Origin of the sequence: Paenibacillus sp. CCS19, from assembly GCF_033239625.1 — a bacterium.
Taxonomy (GTDB): Bacteria; Bacillota; Bacilli; order Paenibacillales; family Paenibacillaceae; genus Paenibacillus_T.
Window position 1 is genome coordinate 39,065 of record NZ_BTCK01000033.1, and the last position, 15,377, is coordinate 54,441.

At 53.2% G+C, this 15,377-nt stretch carries 11 protein-coding genes; 7 read left to right on the forward strand and 4 right to left on the reverse strand.

The genetic code is table 11. The annotated features are described in order from the left end of the window. Positions 1-53: 53 nt before the first annotated feature. Both SBI19_RS20485 and SBI19_RS20490 read right to left on the reverse strand, forming a co-directional pair. On the reverse strand, positions 54-323 hold the full coding sequence (locus tag SBI19_RS20485) for a hypothetical protein (RefSeq protein ID WP_317971372.1): 270 nt from the start codon (positions 321-323) through the stop codon (positions 54-56). A 78-nt stretch (positions 324-401) separates the two neighbouring features. Beyond that, the gene (locus tag SBI19_RS20490; RefSeq protein WP_317971373.1) at positions 402-695 is read right to left on the reverse strand and encodes a DUF3055 domain-containing protein; all 294 of its coding nucleotides are present in this window, start codon (positions 693-695) and stop codon (positions 402-404) included. Between the two features lie 251 nt (positions 696-946). On the opposite strand from SBI19_RS20490, the gene SBI19_RS20495 reads away from it, so the two are divergent. Beyond that, the gene (locus tag SBI19_RS20495; protein ID WP_317971374.1) at positions 947-1,933 is read left to right on the forward strand and encodes an HRDC domain-containing protein; all 987 of its coding nucleotides are present in this window, start codon (positions 947-949) and stop codon (positions 1,931-1,933) included. Between the two features lie 483 nt (positions 1,934-2,416). On the opposite strand, the gene SBI19_RS20500 is transcribed toward SBI19_RS20495, so the two are convergent. After that, positions 2,417-3,454, reverse strand: coding sequence for a zinc dependent phospholipase C family protein (locus tag SBI19_RS20500; RefSeq protein ID WP_317971375.1), 1,038 nt, complete (start codon positions 3,452-3,454; stop codon positions 2,417-2,419). A gap of 131 nt (positions 3,455-3,585) precedes the next feature. On the opposite strand from SBI19_RS20500, the gene SBI19_RS20505 reads away from it, so the two are divergent. The 4 genes from SBI19_RS20505 to SBI19_RS20520 all read left to right on the forward strand — a co-directional run bounded on the left by SBI19_RS20505 (position 3,586) and on the right by SBI19_RS20520 (position 9,119). Then, positions 3,586-4,044: a chemotaxis protein CheX gene (locus SBI19_RS20505; RefSeq protein WP_317971376.1), complete on the forward strand. Its 459-nt coding sequence runs from the start codon at positions 3,586-3,588 to the stop codon at positions 4,042-4,044. Between the two features lie 172 nt (positions 4,045-4,216). After that, positions 4,217-4,996 (forward strand): SDR family NAD(P)-dependent oxidoreductase, encoded by a 780-nt coding sequence (locus SBI19_RS20510; RefSeq protein WP_317971377.1) that lies wholly within the window; start codon positions 4,217-4,219, stop codon positions 4,994-4,996. Between the two features lie 51 nt (positions 4,997-5,047). Continuing rightward, entirely contained in the window at positions 5,048-6,652 is a 1,605-nt protein-coding gene (locus SBI19_RS20515) for a DEAD/DEAH box helicase (RefSeq protein WP_317971378.1), read from the forward strand. Positions 6,653-6,773: 121 nt separating this feature from the next. Next, positions 6,774-9,119, forward strand: a complete 2,346-nt coding sequence (locus tag SBI19_RS20520; RefSeq protein ID WP_317971379.1) for an S-layer homology domain-containing protein — start codon at positions 6,774-6,776, stop codon at positions 9,117-9,119. Between the two features lie 375 nt (positions 9,120-9,494). Here SBI19_RS20520 and SBI19_RS20525 read toward each other — a convergent pair whose 3' ends face one another. Further along, positions 9,495-12,974: a glycoside hydrolase family 2 TIM barrel-domain containing protein gene (locus SBI19_RS20525; RefSeq protein ID WP_317971380.1), complete on the reverse strand. Its 3,480-nt coding sequence runs from the start codon at positions 12,972-12,974 to the stop codon at positions 9,495-9,497. A gap of 268 nt (positions 12,975-13,242) precedes the next feature. Between SBI19_RS20525 and SBI19_RS20530 the strand changes: the two genes are divergently transcribed. Continuing rightward, positions 13,243-14,049: an ABC transporter ATP-binding protein gene (locus tag SBI19_RS20530; RefSeq protein WP_317971381.1), complete on the forward strand. Its 807-nt coding sequence runs from the start codon at positions 13,243-13,245 to the stop codon at positions 14,047-14,049. Beyond that, positions 14,039-15,358, forward strand: a complete 1,320-nt coding sequence (locus SBI19_RS20535; protein ID WP_317971382.1) for an ABC transporter permease — start codon at positions 14,039-14,041, stop codon at positions 15,356-15,358. Before SBI19_RS20530 ends, SBI19_RS20535 begins: the two co-directional genes overlap by 11 nt. Positions 15,359-15,377: the final 19 nt, after the last annotated feature.

Genomic DNA, 15,377 nt, shown 5'->3' on the forward strand with positions numbered 1-15,377 from the left:
GGCATTCCGTCTCGCTGCGGAATGCCGTTAGTGTTTGGTGTGTAATGGCGCGTTTAAGGTTCGTCTTGAACTTCCGGAATCGATGGCTGCTGTTTGAAATCGCCGGGATAACCGCGTTCCATGCCCGCGTGAAGCGAACGATTCTCATAGCCGTACGGGTTGATTGACCGCTGCTCCAGCCGCCACGGCTTGCTCTTGCCCAGCGATTCCGACTCGAGATCGGCCCCGTAAGGACCATCCGGGAATTCCTCGGACGTCAGATCGTTGCGAGACGATTCGACGACTGCGAAGTCGGTGTAATTCTCATCGTTGTTACGGTTCATGACACACCCCTCTTATAAGCATGGCTAGGAAGCGTTACTACGGGTCGGTTATATGACCCACAGATCATTGTGCCCGAATCAGTCGGTAAAATTCACCGTTCCAACGACAAGCTGCAAAAACTGGTTTAATTCTTCCGCTTCCTCTTCCGTCAACTTAAAGACATGCTCCAGATAGCCTTCTTCCTCCAGGTCATCCGAGCCGATAATAGCCGTTCGTCCAGCCTGCAGATCGGTCACAAGCTTCTTGCCATAGAAGCGGTTCGTCGTCGTGACGGCGAGATCGAATCGTTTCAGACTCGGCGTTATGAATGTTACGAATCGCGTTGATGTTTCTTCGGTTGTATCCGACATAAAATCAAAATCATGCAGCATGATGAAGCCTCCGTTTCTTCCTTATTTCAATGCACACATCATATCATCGCCTGGAGTGCGGGGGCAAACCGGTCATGGATTAGTTCTTGTACGATATGGAAATAGATGCTATATTAAGGGTAACTGAATCAAGGACATGAGGAGGCACCTCTACCGTATCGGCGGAGATGCCTCTTTTTTGTCGTATACGGGGATCGGGAGGTACTGTCCGCTGTCCTTATTCGGAATTCGAATAACGGGGATGGATGACGATGCAGGTAGTATTCATGAACACTTTCGATCGCGTGGACGGAGACAGAACAGTCATGGGGGCTAAAGTATCGATCTGCGAAAATGATGGCAAGTGGCTTGTGCTCTGGACGGAAGGTTCGGAGGAGACGGCAACTTGGTATGAGGGCTTATCGTGGGAAGAGATGCTGGCGGCTTTCCGGCACGGCGTCGCCTTGAAGATGGGCGAAGGCTTCCAGCCTGTCATCGACGGCATGTTGGATGAGCGCAAGACGTCGCCGGGAAGCATCATTATGATGATGCAATGTTATGGCGAGCTTCATGCCGACACCGCGCTGTTCGAGGAACTGCGGGAATGGCGTCGCAAGACAGCTGCGCAGCAGCGCAAGTCGGCCTACATGATCGCAACGAACCGCGTGCTGAATATGATCAGCGCGTTCAAACCGCACACCGAGCAGGAGCTTGCACAAATTCCGGGTTGGGGCGAATCGAAGATGAAAGCCCATGCCGAGCAAGTGCTTGCGATTACGATGCAGCATGCGCGCGAGACATCCTTCCCGCTCGACTGGGTGGTGTCCATGTTGGATACGAAGCAATATTGGCAATGGTCTTATCGCCAGAAGGAGCTCAAGTACAAAAGCCAGATGGAACGCCATCAGGAGAAACGGCTTATCCTCGATGCGATCTCGCATGGACGTACGCTCAGCGAACTGCAGGTCGAGCTTGTCATGACAAGACGCAATTTGCTGGATCGGATCGAGCAGCTTGAGACGGAAGGCTACGACATGGAGCCGATCGTCGAGACAGAGCTTGCCGAAATGCCAGTCGAAGAGCGGCAAGCCGTACTCGAGGCGTTCGATGCGGTCGGCGACAAATACTTAAAGCCAGTCATGCAGCACGTATACGGCATCGAAGGCGCAGCAGACAAATCGCTCGACCTCGTCTACGATCGCCTCCGCATGCTGCGCCTCACCTATCGCCGCAACAAAAAACAACACGAGGCCGTCTAATCTCCTCGTGTTGCAAAATCAAGGTGTGAAAGTATCTGTAGAAGGGTAATGACTATGTAAGGAAAGTAACGGGTAAACGAAACAATTCGAGGACAACATTGATCGTAAGAAACACCACCAGCGAGTGATCTTTCATGCTGCACACATACGGCGAAGCTACTCGGCTATGTAGTGTCTTTAAAGACTATGCGAGCTATATATGAAAGCGAGCAACCAAATCTCACAAGCGAGGCGTGGAGAGCTGCCGTCATGCTTACGAACGGAGCAGGTGTGTGCTTCTGAAGAAGCAGCTTATGCTTTCGAAGTAGCTTTTCTCCGAAAAGCTTTTAGCGTTCGCCTTTGTCACTCGGATTGTTACCACTTCTGAATTTATATAATCAGAACAATCCGAGGACAACAGCGATCGTATGAAGTACCGCCTGCGCAGTGAGTCTGCATGACCAAGCCAACGCGAAGCGAGCCCATCCCTGCATCCCTGCAATCTCATCCCGCACTCTCAGCAACTTCCGCCACCTTCACACCGCCGTCCGGCCAGATCGGGTCAGCATATCGAATCATCTCGCCACTATCACAGGACAATCCCGTCTCATATGACCGGCTGCCTAGCAGCTCCTCAACCGCCGAGCGCAGCTCGAAAGAGCGGTTCAACTCCAGCTCTGCCGTCACAGTCCGAGCTTCGCCCGCAATATTCGTCTCACGTATCATCGCCAGTGCGGCTGGCGTGACTGCGAGCGCATCTTCGACCGCCTGATCCCACAGCGTCCATGCGCTGATCGTATGCAGCGTCTTGCCATCTACCGGATCGAGCCAAGGCAGCTCCTGCTCGTTCATCCAATCGTAATCCGGCAAGTTCTTCCGATAAGACAGCGGCTCGATCTTGCCGAACGTCAGCAATCGACGAATGCCGGTCGGGTCGTAGAACAGCCGCTGCGCGCTAATCATGTCGCGCATGGCTTCATTCCAATATTCGCTCTTAATCGCGGATGCCAAGTGAGGGTAACGAACGGCCGCGATGTTCTCGAACGCTTCGCGAAGCGTGCCAGGCAGCGGTTGGCTTGGCGATATTTCTTTCCATACCGGTGTCTTCCACGTCTCGATTCCGAACAGACGCGAGGCGACAATCGTATCCATCGCCGTTTCAAACCGTTGATGGTCCCACTTGCGGAAGCCGGAACGGCTGAATACGTATGGATGCATATTGCGATCCAATACGTGATGAAGCACGAAGCCAAGCCCGTACGCGGCGGAATATCGGCCTTCCTTCGAAGACAAACGGCCGCTGACCGCATCAAGCAGATCCATTAAGACAGGGCCGCATTCGTAATTGTGCATGTCGGAGCCGAGCTGATTCATGATCGTATTTTTATGCCACGGGAGGAACCGGTGATAGAATAGAAAGTCTGGGCCTTGGCAGCCCAGGTTGAACCACTTGCGAGTCTCCTCGTCCGAGATCCACTCCTGCTCTCCAAGGCGCTCTATGATGGTGTGGCCGAATAGGAAATGTGCCCATACGTTAGGCATGTTGTTCCTCCCTTTGTTGGGTATAAAGTACCAAACTTTAAATATATAGTATACTTGTCCTAGCGAATTCAGTATAATGGATTCAATTAGCGGAAGCTCGCGAACGCTGTCGAAAAGGAGAACTGTCCTCCATGAAAGCAGAGTACATAAACCCGTTTTTAGAATCCGCCAAAAATGTTATTGAGCAAGTCGTACAGATTAAACCGGCTACCGGGCAACCGGGGTTGAAGCCATTTGCGATTGTTGATAATTATATATTTATTCAAATTGGTATCAATGGTCAAATGCAAGGTCGTGTTGTATTTGGCATCAGTGTACCCGTCGCTCTCAAAATGATATCTGCGATGATGGGCGGATTCATCATTTCGGAAATCGATGAGATCGGCAAGAGCGCAATCTCAGAGCTTGGCAACATGATCAGCGGCAATGCAAGCACGATTCTTTACAATCAGGGCGTTCATGTTGATATTACTCCGCCTATCTTTATTAGTACACATGATTCTGGAATTGCAGCAACGAAAGCTTTGACCATTCCATTGATCATGGAAGGTATTGGCGAAATGGATATTCAAGTGTTAATTGCGTCGTAAGCATCGTAACACGAAACGGGCTCCCAGGGGAGCCTTTTTCCTTACTGTATGAGAAATGATTAATGTTTGACAGCAGACGATCCTCTCGCATCCGCTTTGGAGGCAGCAGGATCGTCTTTCTATTTTGCGTCCAATCATTGGATGAAGTACACTAGAGGCAGGTGATGCGAAGATGCTGAAAGGGAAGAAAATTGTCATAACGGGCGCTTCCAGCGGACTAGGTCTAATGACGGCAATTCAGCTTGTACAGCAGGGGGCTAGAGTCGCGATAACGGGACGGAATGAGTCGAAGCTCCGCGCTGCTGTGCAATCCGTCCCGAATGCAGACCGCATATCCAGCTACGTGCTGGATGTGACGAATGCAGAAGCTGCCGCAGCAGTGCTTGATCGGATTTGGCGCGAGATGGACGGCGTGGACGTGTTGGTGAACAATGCAGGGTTTGGCTACTTCGAACGATTCGTTGACGCGCCGCTCACGCATTTTGAACAGATGATGGATACGAACTATATGGGGGCTGTCCGCTGCACGAAGGCGATACTGCCGCAGATGCTGCGACGAGGCAGCGGCCAGATCGTCAATATCGCTTCGATCGCTGGCAAGCTCGGAACGCCGAAGTCGACAGGTTACGCTGCATCGAAGCATGCCATGCTCGGGTTTACGAACGCGCTGCGCCAAGAGCTGCGAGGAACGGGCATCCTCGTATCGGCTGTTAATCCTGGCCCGTTCGAATCCCCATTCTTCGAGACGGCTGATCCGGGCGGCACTTATGTGAGCAGCGTACAATCGCTTATGATGAAGCCGGACCGTGTTGCGAATGCTGTCGTGAGAGCAATCGATAAAGGCAAGGCCGAGATCGATCTGCCTGGCTGGGCGGCGCTCGGCGTGAAGCTGTATCATCTGTTCCCGCGGCTGTCGGACCGGATTGCAGGCGGCATGTTGAATAAGAAGTAAGCTTAATGACCTGTCCCAATTGGGGCGGATAACGGAAAGAGGAATATAGGAATGACGAACAAATGGACTGACATCGGCGTTGCAGAGAAGCTGGCCGATACACTAGTGTCCGAGGGGCTGCTCGAGCCGACACCTGTGCAGTGCGATACGATCGGGGTGCTGCTGGAGGGTGCGGACGTTACGGCAAGATCGCAGACAGGCAGCGGCAAGACGCTTGCGTTCCTGCTGCCTGCGTTGCAGCGCATTAATAGCGAGAGCAGCAGTGTTCAGGCTGTCGTGCTTGCGCCGACGCAAGAGCTGGCGATGCAGATTACACGCGTTGCGCAGACGTACGGTGCGCCTGCCGGCGTGCGCGTAGTGCCGCTGATCGGCGGTGCGGCTGTCCAGAGACAGATCGATAGTTTGAAGAAAAATAAACCGCAGCTCATCGTCGGCACACCAGGCCGTATACATGAGTTGTTTAAGGCGCGCAGGCTAAAACTGAGCGAAGTGAAGTTCCTCGTCATCGATGAAGCCGACCAAGTATTCAACCTCGGCTCTGTGCGCGAGGTTGATGCCATTCTGAAGAGCACGCCGCGCGACCGCCAGCTTGCTTTCTTCTCGGCAACCCGGCCAGAAGAGATGGCCGGCATGGAGAACAAGTGGATGCGCGAGCCGAAGCTGATCGATCTCGCCGGCAAACAGCGCGTTGCCGAGACGATCGAGCATTATTACATCGTCGTTGATAAGCGCGATAAGGTGGATGCTGCCCGCAGACTCGTCCGGCTGATCAACCCGACGTCGGCATTGTTGTTCTTGAACGATACGGACAATATCGCGCAATGGGAATCGAAACTGCGTTATGAAGGCTTCTCCGTCGATATGCTGTACGGCGACGCGAACAAGCAGCGCCGTTCGTCTACTCTCGATAAGTTCCGCGGCGGCAGCTGCAAAATATTGCTCGCAACGGATATCGCTGCGCGGGGCATCGATATTTCCGGCCTGCCGCTCGTGCTGAATCTGGATCCGCCGATTGATGCGGATCATTATGTACATCGTGCAGGACGGACGGGCCGCATGGGCAATAAGGGTATGGTCATCACGATCATTACGCATCAGGAACGGTTCATTATGGACAAGTTCTCGAAGCGGCTCGGCATCGTGTTGGAGGAGCGGGTAATGGCTCGCGGCAAGCTGGTAACGCCGCAAGAGGCGCGTCGACTAGGCGGTCCAGCCCAGTCGGGCAGCAGCAGTTCCTCGTTCGGAAGAGTGGCTGCATCAGATAGAGATCGCGAGCAAAGCCGCGAACAACGACCACAGCAACGACCGGATCAACGGCCAGAACAGCGGCCATTCGTACGCCAAGAAGGTGCTCGTACCGCTTCGGTCAGCAGCGCGGATTCGTTCCGCCGGCCATCGGCTGAGCAGCGGCCCGTATCCCGTAAGCCTGCAGATGCCGAGCGTCCGAATTCCCGCACGGACAAGCCGGCGGCAGCTTCGTCGGAATCGCAGCCGCGAGTTCGTTCGAATGGTAATAGGCCGCAAGGCACCCAAGAACGCCCGCAGGGTGCCAAGAGCAAAGCCCAAGCGGAGCGTCAGCGCCAGAAGGACAAGAAGGATAAAGGCGCGCCGAAGTGGCTGAAGGAGAAACGCAACGCCGCGAAAGAACAAGACTAAAGTATTATTTTATTAAGCCACCCCCCAAAAGCGAATTCCTGATCCCGAACGATATGGGCGAAGGGAAAAAACGGTAGCAATGGACCGTAATTACGCATATTAGGAGAGGTGGCTTTTTATTATGCAAATTTCTACATTCAAAAAATTCGCAATTAGTACGATGGCGGCAGCGGTTCTGCTGAGCGGTGCTTCATCCGCATTCGCAAGAGGAAACGACGACCACGATAACGATAAGAAAGACAAGGACGACAAGAAGAACTCGAGCAATATCACAATCAACGTAAACTTCAAGGACGAAGACGATATGAAGTGGGCGCAGGAATATATTATTCGCCTGGCGTCCAAAGGTGTTCTGAACGGTTATGGGGATGGCACGTTCAAGCCGAACCAGAAGATCAGCCGAATCGAGACGATCGTAGCAGCCGTTCGCCTGATGGGACTTCGCGAACAGGCTGAATCCGCAGCAGAGATGAGCAGCAACCTGAACTTTAAGGATGCGGACCAGCTGAAGAAGAAATATCCATGGGCAGTCGGCTATGTGGCAGTAGCGCTTGAGAACGATCTGTTCTCGGAAACAGAGGATTCGATTCAACCAGAGAAACCGGCGACTCGCCTGTGGTCGGCAACGATTCTCGTGAAGGCGCTCAAGCTCGAAGCGGAAGCGAAGGCGGCAAGCAATACGAAGCTGACGTTCAAAGATGCGAAGCAGATTCCTGCCGGCTCTGTAGGTTATGTAGCGGTTGCGCTTCAAAAAGGTATCATTACGGGTTATAACGACAATACATTCCGTCCGAATCAACAGGTAACGCGTGCCGAGCTCGCTGCGCTGCTCGATCGCACAGACAGCCAGCTGCCGGATCAAGACAATACGGCAGTTACGGGTACGCTGAAAGCAGCCGTATCGAATAACAGCATCACGGTCGTACAGGCTGACAAGTCAGAGAAAACACTGGCGATTGATCCGAGCGTGTTTGTTTTCCGCGATAATAAGAAAGCTGCGCTGACGGACCTGAAAGCTGGCGACGAAGTTCTGGTTCGCACGTATAACGGCAACGTTATCTTCATCGAGGTAACGAAGCTGGCACAAGAAGCGCCGACATCCGAAACGATTTCGGGTACGCTCAAAGCATCGGCATCGAACAACAGCATCGTTGTTGTGAAGGCAGATAAAACAGAGAGCACGCTGACGATTGATTCGAAAGCAATCATTTTGCGCAATAACAAGAAAGCTGCACTCGCTGATCTGAAAGCAGGCGACGAGGTGCTGGTTCGTACTAACAACGGTAAAGTCATCTACATTGAAGTGACGAAACCTGCACAGGAAGCGCCAACATCCGAAACGATTACGGGTACGCTCAAAGCATCGGCATCGAACAACAGCATCGTTGTTGTGAAGGCTGATAAAACGGAGAGTACGCTGACGATTGATTCGAAGGTCATCGTTTTGCGCGATAACAAGAAAGCAGCGCTTAAGGACCTGAAAGCTGGCGACGAAGTGACTGTGCGTACGTACAACGGTAATGTCATCTACATCGAGGTGACGAAACTTGCACAGGAAGCGCCGACGACAGAAACGATTAACGGCACGCTGAAAGCTGCAGTATCGAACAACAGCATCGTTATCGTGAAGGCTGATAAAACAGAGAGTACGTTGCCGATTGATCCTACTGTAATTGTTCTCCGCGACAACAAGAAAGCAGCGCTCACGGACTTGAAAGCAGGCGACGAGGCAGTTGTGCGTACGTTCAACGGAAAAGTCATCTTCATTGAAGTGAAGAAGAATGCTGCGACAACGCCGACATCAGAAACGATTAATGGCACGCTGAAAGCAGCGGTAGCGAACAATAGCGTCGTTGTCGTGAAGGCTGATAAATCAGAGAGCACGCTGACGATTGATCCGACTGTCATTGTTCTGCGTGACAACAAGAAAGCAGCGCTCACGGACCTGAAGGCAGGCGACGAGGTGGTTGTGCGTACGCTCAACGGTAATGTCATCTACATCGAAGTGACGAAACTTGCACAGCCAACGCCGGCGACAGATACGGTTACGGGTACGCTGAAAGCAGCGGTATCGAACAACAGCATCGTTGTAGTTGAGGCTAATAATACAGAGTATACGCTGGCGATTGATCCGAGCGTCATTGTTTTCCGCGAGGATAAAAAAGCGGCGCTGACAGATCTGAAGGCAGGCGACGAGGTGATTGTACGTACGTTAAACAATAAAGTCATCTTCGTCGAGGTGACGAAACTGGCTTCCGTCGTTGTGGGCGCAGTGGACTCTGTATCGTTGAACGCGCAAGGCAAAACGACAATCTCCATTACGGGCACGGTTAATGGCGCGTTGCAGGCATATGTGATCAACGTCGCGGATGTTGTCATCTCCGGTGATGCTTCCAAGCTCGTAAAAGGGCAAGCGGTCGAACTGACGCTTATCAATGGTGTTGTTAAGATCATTACGATTAAATAGTTTTTCTATAAATATTGCTCCAAACAGAAAGAAGCGCTGCTCAGCAGCGCTTCTTTCTGTTTGTTCTAGGTGGTTAAAAATACGTTCGAACAGAAGTTGTGCCCGCAGGGCACGCGACTCCCACACGCAGTATCTTACACACGTCTTTTAATAAGCTCGAACAGAAGTTGTGCCCGTAGGGCACACGACTCCCAGCACGCAGTATTGCACGCACGCTCAAGTTCCGCTACCGACCCCATCCGGGGTCCCGGGGTCGGAGACCCCGGGGGTCCTCCCTAGCAGGGAGGATTTAGGTGGGTAGAAAATTTGGTTTTATTGTTTATAACAAATAGATTCAGTTAGTAGATAGTGGGGTCATAGGGGCGACAGCCCCTATCACGTTTCAAACTGAAACCAATGGAAGTTAAACTGACTGCCCGGCAAGAACACAAACGTCACCGTTTGTTTCCCCGTAATTCGCTCCAGCGCATATTCCCGCTCGCAGCTGTCTTCGGAATAGCCGAACTCAACGAGCTGCTTCGACTCGCCTTGCTCGCCTGCGAATTGAATATGGATCGTATTGTTATCGATCGGCGAGCGTCCGCAGATGATCAGCCTCGTACTGCCTTCCTCGCCAAAGTCCATATCCTCAAAGACGAGCGAGACATTGTTGCCGATATGATCAATCGAATCATCCGTCAGCGTGAACGTATCGCCGTAGATATGATTGTTGTCCAGAGCGGCCAGACGCGCGAACGCCTTCTCGGCGCGTATGAACTGGAAGCCTTTGAGATGGATTTTGCGCCGCAGCACGAACGTAATGGACCTTACCCCGGTCAATCTTCTAGGGAGCTTGTAGGTTTCCTCTTGATACACATTCCAGCGGGTAGGCTTCTGGTACGTAAGTTGCGTCAGCAGCATGGCGTTAGCTTCCCCAGGTATGCCATCCCACATATCGATCGTGAATGGCTCGTTGTCGAGCGAGAAGATCGGCATCGTCACCTCGTCCGAACCATAGCTGCCGAAGTCGATGTTCTCGAAGCAGATCCAGCTCTCTCCGTCACGCGACGAAGCCATGCCGCGCTCGTTGCCGTTCGTCAGATTGCGGCTGGCGGAGCTGCAATAACCAGCCGATACGAATTCATACGGATTCATGAAGGCTTGGCCAAGACCGCTGATCTGACATTGCATGAGCGAGTACTGACGAATCGAATCGGCGCCGTTCGTTGTACCGCATCGAACGTAGAAATCGCCGTCTCCAAGAGCCGTAATGACCGCTTGTTGTCCGTCTGTTGCAAGCGTTGCGAAGCTGCAATCGATTCCGCCTGCATTCGTAATCCGCCACTGCACCTCTTGGTAAGTCGCATTACTCGGATGAAGGACGACCTGAAGCGGCAGAGAGCGGTTGTCGGCCGTCAATTGATTGCCCTGCGGGCAGACGATTTCCAGCTTGCGCACGGGCACTTCATCGTCTTCCAGCGAAACTGGACCTCGAACGCCAACTTCCGCATGAGCAGAAGCATAGGCATAAAGCGTCCGAGTGTTCGATGCCTCTGCCATCTCCACTGGGGCAGATGCCTCCAATGTAATAACCTTGGAAACCAAACCTCTAGATTCCGCTCGCACCGTTATCGTACCGCTCTCGAGCGTGCTCGCGACAACAGCAAGCAGCTTGCCGCTGAACAACCTCCGGTTACTGCCTTTATATTGGTCGTAGTCGGTGCTGTCGCCATTGTCGAGTCCAACTAGACGGCCAGCGCCTTCTACCGTTACATGAATGCGGTTGTTTGCATTCTGAACTGGAATGCCGTCCGAATCCAATGCCGAGATCTCGATAAACACGAGATCGGAGCCGTCAGACGTCAATGTTGTCTTATCTGCAGTCAGTGCGATGGAAGCCGCGTCGCCGAACGACGATTGAATATCAGTTGCGATCGGCGTTCCGTTCTCATCGTAAGCAACGGCGCGCAGTACGCCTGCGGTATAAGGAATCTGCCAGTTGCCGACCAGCTGCTTGCCATGCTTATGATCAATATCGAACGTTCCTTGCGACACGTCATTGAAGAACAGTTCGATCTTCGGCGCATTGGAGCATACACGAACATCGATCAACTGACCTTCGGAGAAGTCCCAATATGGGAAAATATGAACCATCGGCTTGCGCTTATAATCGGTCCATTCCGCTTGATAGACGTAGAACGCGTCCTTCTTGAAGCCTGCAGTGTCGATCTGTCCGAAATAAGAGTTCTTCGTATGGTAGGGCGTCGGCTCTCCGATATAGTCGAAGCCTGTCCATAGAAACTGACCAAGCGAGTAGGCCGCATCGCGATCGGAGATGATGCAGGCCTCCGTGCTTCTTGCGCCCCAGCTTGTCGAGCTGTTGCCGAGCGAGGAGCACTGCTCATCGTCGTCGGCCAGCATCGATTGCGCAAGCGGGAAGTGATAAATGCCGCGGCTTTGAACGGTGGAGCAAGTCTCGCTGCCATATATAATCCAGTCCGGATGCTGCTCGTGATGGGCGTCGTAATATTTCTCCCCGTAGTTGTAGCCCGCGAACTTGACGATGTCCGCACAATGCTGAGCGTTCTCCCATGGCATATAGTTAGAGCCGATCGTAACGACTGCATTGCCGCGCGGATCATGGAGCAGCACCTCGTCCATCAGCTCCCGCGTCAACGTTTGGCCGCGTTCGTCTGCATGCGTATCGTAGATCTCATTGCCAATGCTCCACATGAGCATGCTCGGATGGTTGCGGTCTCTGCGCACCCAGCTGGCGATGTCTTTCTTCCACCATTCGGGATAAAATCTCGCGTAATCGTACGTCGTTTTCTTGCGTTCCCACATATCGAACGCTTCCGATACGATCAGCACGCCCATCTCATCGGCTAATTCCATCAGCTCGACGGCAGGCATATTGTGAGCGGAACGGATCGCGTTAACGCCCATTTCTTGCAGCAGCTCGATCTGCCTTCTCAGCGCCGTGCGATTCACCGCAGCGCCTAAGCATCCGAGGTCGTGATGTTGGCATACGCCGTTCAGCTTCAGATGCCGGCCATTAAGGAAGAAGCCTTGCTGGCTGTCGAAGCCGAACGTACGGAAACCGAAGCTGTGAATCTGTGAATCGACCACAGTCTCGTCGACGATCAGCTCGGTCTGCAGCTTGTACACATAGGGGTTATCGATATCCCACAGGGCAGGGCTCGAGTAGACAAAGCTGCTAGCGGTTACGACTACCGCTTCAGAAGCATCAGCTTGAACCGACGTTACTTCCTCATGTACGAGCGTGCCTGATGCATCCAGCATCCGATGGCGAAGCTTAATAGATGCGGCCGAATCGAGCCCTTCCGAAATAATCGTTTCCGTACTAACGTCTACGGTCCAACTGCCGTCTTGCTGCACTGCGCTAATATAGACGCCATCCGCCGCAATATGGCGTTCGGCGTACGTTTTGAGCCACACGGAACGATAAATGCCAGCCCCCGAATACCAACGCGAGTTCGGGGACTCATGGGTCACTTGAACATGAATGTCGTTGATGCCAGGCTGGATGAACGGCGTTATGTCGATTTCGAAGGTCGAGTAGCCGTATTTCCAAGTACCGGCGAAGCGGCCATTCACATAATAATTCGAGTCCATATATACGCCTTCGAACCGAAGCGTCATCGTATGAAGCGGATTCAGGTCATCGATCGTAAACGTTTTGTTATACCAACCGTCTCCGTTCGCATACAGGTTATTCGCATCGAAGATGAGCCAATCATGAGGCAGCGTAACGTTCTCCCATTCGAAACCGCCAGCGTTAATCGTGTCCAGCGTCGTTCCAACGGGATGAAGCGAGAAGCGCCAGTCGTGGTTGAATTTGATATCCTTACTCATTCCTATCAAGCTCCTTTATTCGTTGTGAAGATAGGCGATTAGCGGATTAAACAATGTAAAGAGTATGTATCTTATTGATCATCGCATCGCATAGGTCAAAATGCAATACAACGTTGGTATCAAGTAAAGAATTAGCGCATGCTTCCACGATCGAGAATGTCTAATAGATAAGTTTGATTCCATGCTTTCAGACGATAGCGAATAGCGCCCGTTTCCGTTTGCTCCCTATTTTCAGGTATAATAAGGTCAGTTGACAGGGGGAGATCGGATGAATCAGGATGCGAAGCAAATCAATCGTATAGGAGACGGTCCGGCGCTTGAAGTAACGGATCTCGTTGGCGGCTACAGCCCAAGACGACCTGTGCTGCATAACCTCACTTTCGATGTTCGTCCAGGCGAGATCGTAGGACTGATCGGATTGAATGGTGCGGGCAAAAGCACGGCAATCAAACATATTCTAGGCTTAATGCAGCCGCATGCCGGCGAAGTGAAAGTGAACGGCACGAAGCTGGATGCCGATCCGCAGCGCTACCGGGGCTCCATTGCCTATGTGCCGGAGTCTCCGGTACTGTTCGATGAGCTGACGGTGGATGAGCATCTCCGCCTGACGGGAATGGCATATGGCGTAGATGCGAATGCCTATAACAGCAGAATGGAGAATCTGTTGGACGAGTTCCATATGCGGGCGAAACGAAGCGCCTTCGCCGAACATCTATCCAAGGGCATGAAACAGAAAGTAATGATCATGAACGCGCTGCTGGCGGATCCGCCGCTCTTTATTATTGACGAGCCATTCCTTGGATTGGATCCGCTTGGCATTCGTTCCTTGCTGGACCGTCTCGTCGAAGTGAAGAAGGCCGGCGCTGCCGTGCTCATGAGCTCGCATATTCTGTCCACCGTCGAGACGTATTGCGATCGATATATCGTGCTGCATCATGGACGTATCGCTGCGCAAGGCAAGCTCGATGATGTGCTTCGAGCGGCTGGCATGACAAGCGGAACGCTGGACGAAGCATTCTTCCGACTCGTGTCGGAGACGGCGAGTGGCGGCGGAGGGATCAGCAATGGCCGATAGGACGGAAAGGACGACGACGGGCAGCTCGCATCGCGAGCAGCAGCGGGTTACGCAGCCGTATGTGAACCGGTTCGAGCCGGATCAGCTCTGGTCCACGCGGGCAGCTGCGTTCCGCAATGAGCTGAAGCCATATGTCGGCTATATGGCGCAAAGCGGCTTTCCTGGCGTGGTGCTGCTGCTGCTGATCGTCGCTACGATCGGGTATGCGGCGCTGGTGCGAGATTTGCCCGAGCATTTTCCCATTACGACATTCGGCGTTGTGCTCGTTATCGGGTTCACCTGCTGGAGTCCGCTGCGGACGTGGCTGAAGCCGGCGGATACCGTCTTCCTGCTCCCGCGAGAGCTGGAGATGCATCAATACTTGCGCCGCTCGTTCCGGTACACAGGCATCCCGACTTTGATCGGCGTCTGGTTCACGCTGCTGGCCTATTGGCCGCTGTACAAGCTGGGCGATGGAACCGCGAATGCTCTTATCCTTGCGATTGCGCTTGCTGCTCTGAAAGCTGGGAATATAGCCGGTGCGTGGCAGGAGCGGAGAACAGCGGAAGCGGGGATGAGACGATCGCTTCGATTGATCCGATGGGTGTTAACCGGGGTAACGTTGGCTGCACTGTTCCGGCTTGCACCGTGGAAGGCAGTGCTGTTCGGGCTGCTGGTTGCTGCGTTAATGGCGGTCGTCTATCGGCTGCCGAGGAAGCATGCGCTGCCGTGGGATACGCTTATTCGAGAAGAGGGACGTACACGGCGCAGATATTATCGGTTTCTTGCTCTCTTCATCGATGTGCCGACCCAGGCGCCTCGTATTGCGAGAAGAGGTTACGCAGCATGGATCGGGAAGACGATCCGATTCGCGCAGCGGGACACGTATGTATATCTATACACGATGACGCTGCTTCGGACAGAGCTTGGCGGCATGCTGATCAGACTGACGCTGCTCGGCATGCTCGTCCTGTACTGGCTTGGCGATGCGGTATGGCTGAGCGGCTGGGGAGCGACCATTGTGTTCGTTCTGGCAGCGGGAATTATCGGATTGCAGCTCGGATCGCTGCGACAGTCGCATAAGTATGCGGTGTGGGGGCATCTGTATCCGCTGCCGGCTCAGCGGCGGATTGATTCATTAGCATCTGTTGATCGGATGGCATACATCATCTGCACGCTGCTCATGTGGCTGCCTGGCGGCATCGCGCTCGTCATTCATGACAGCGTGCTGCAGGCAGTTGCTGCACCTGCAGCAGCACTGTTGCATGGCGTGCTGCGACGGCCGAGCGCCGTTCGCCGCAAAGCGTTGAAGGATGATGAAGAAGACTGATGAGGAGCGGAACTTAGGC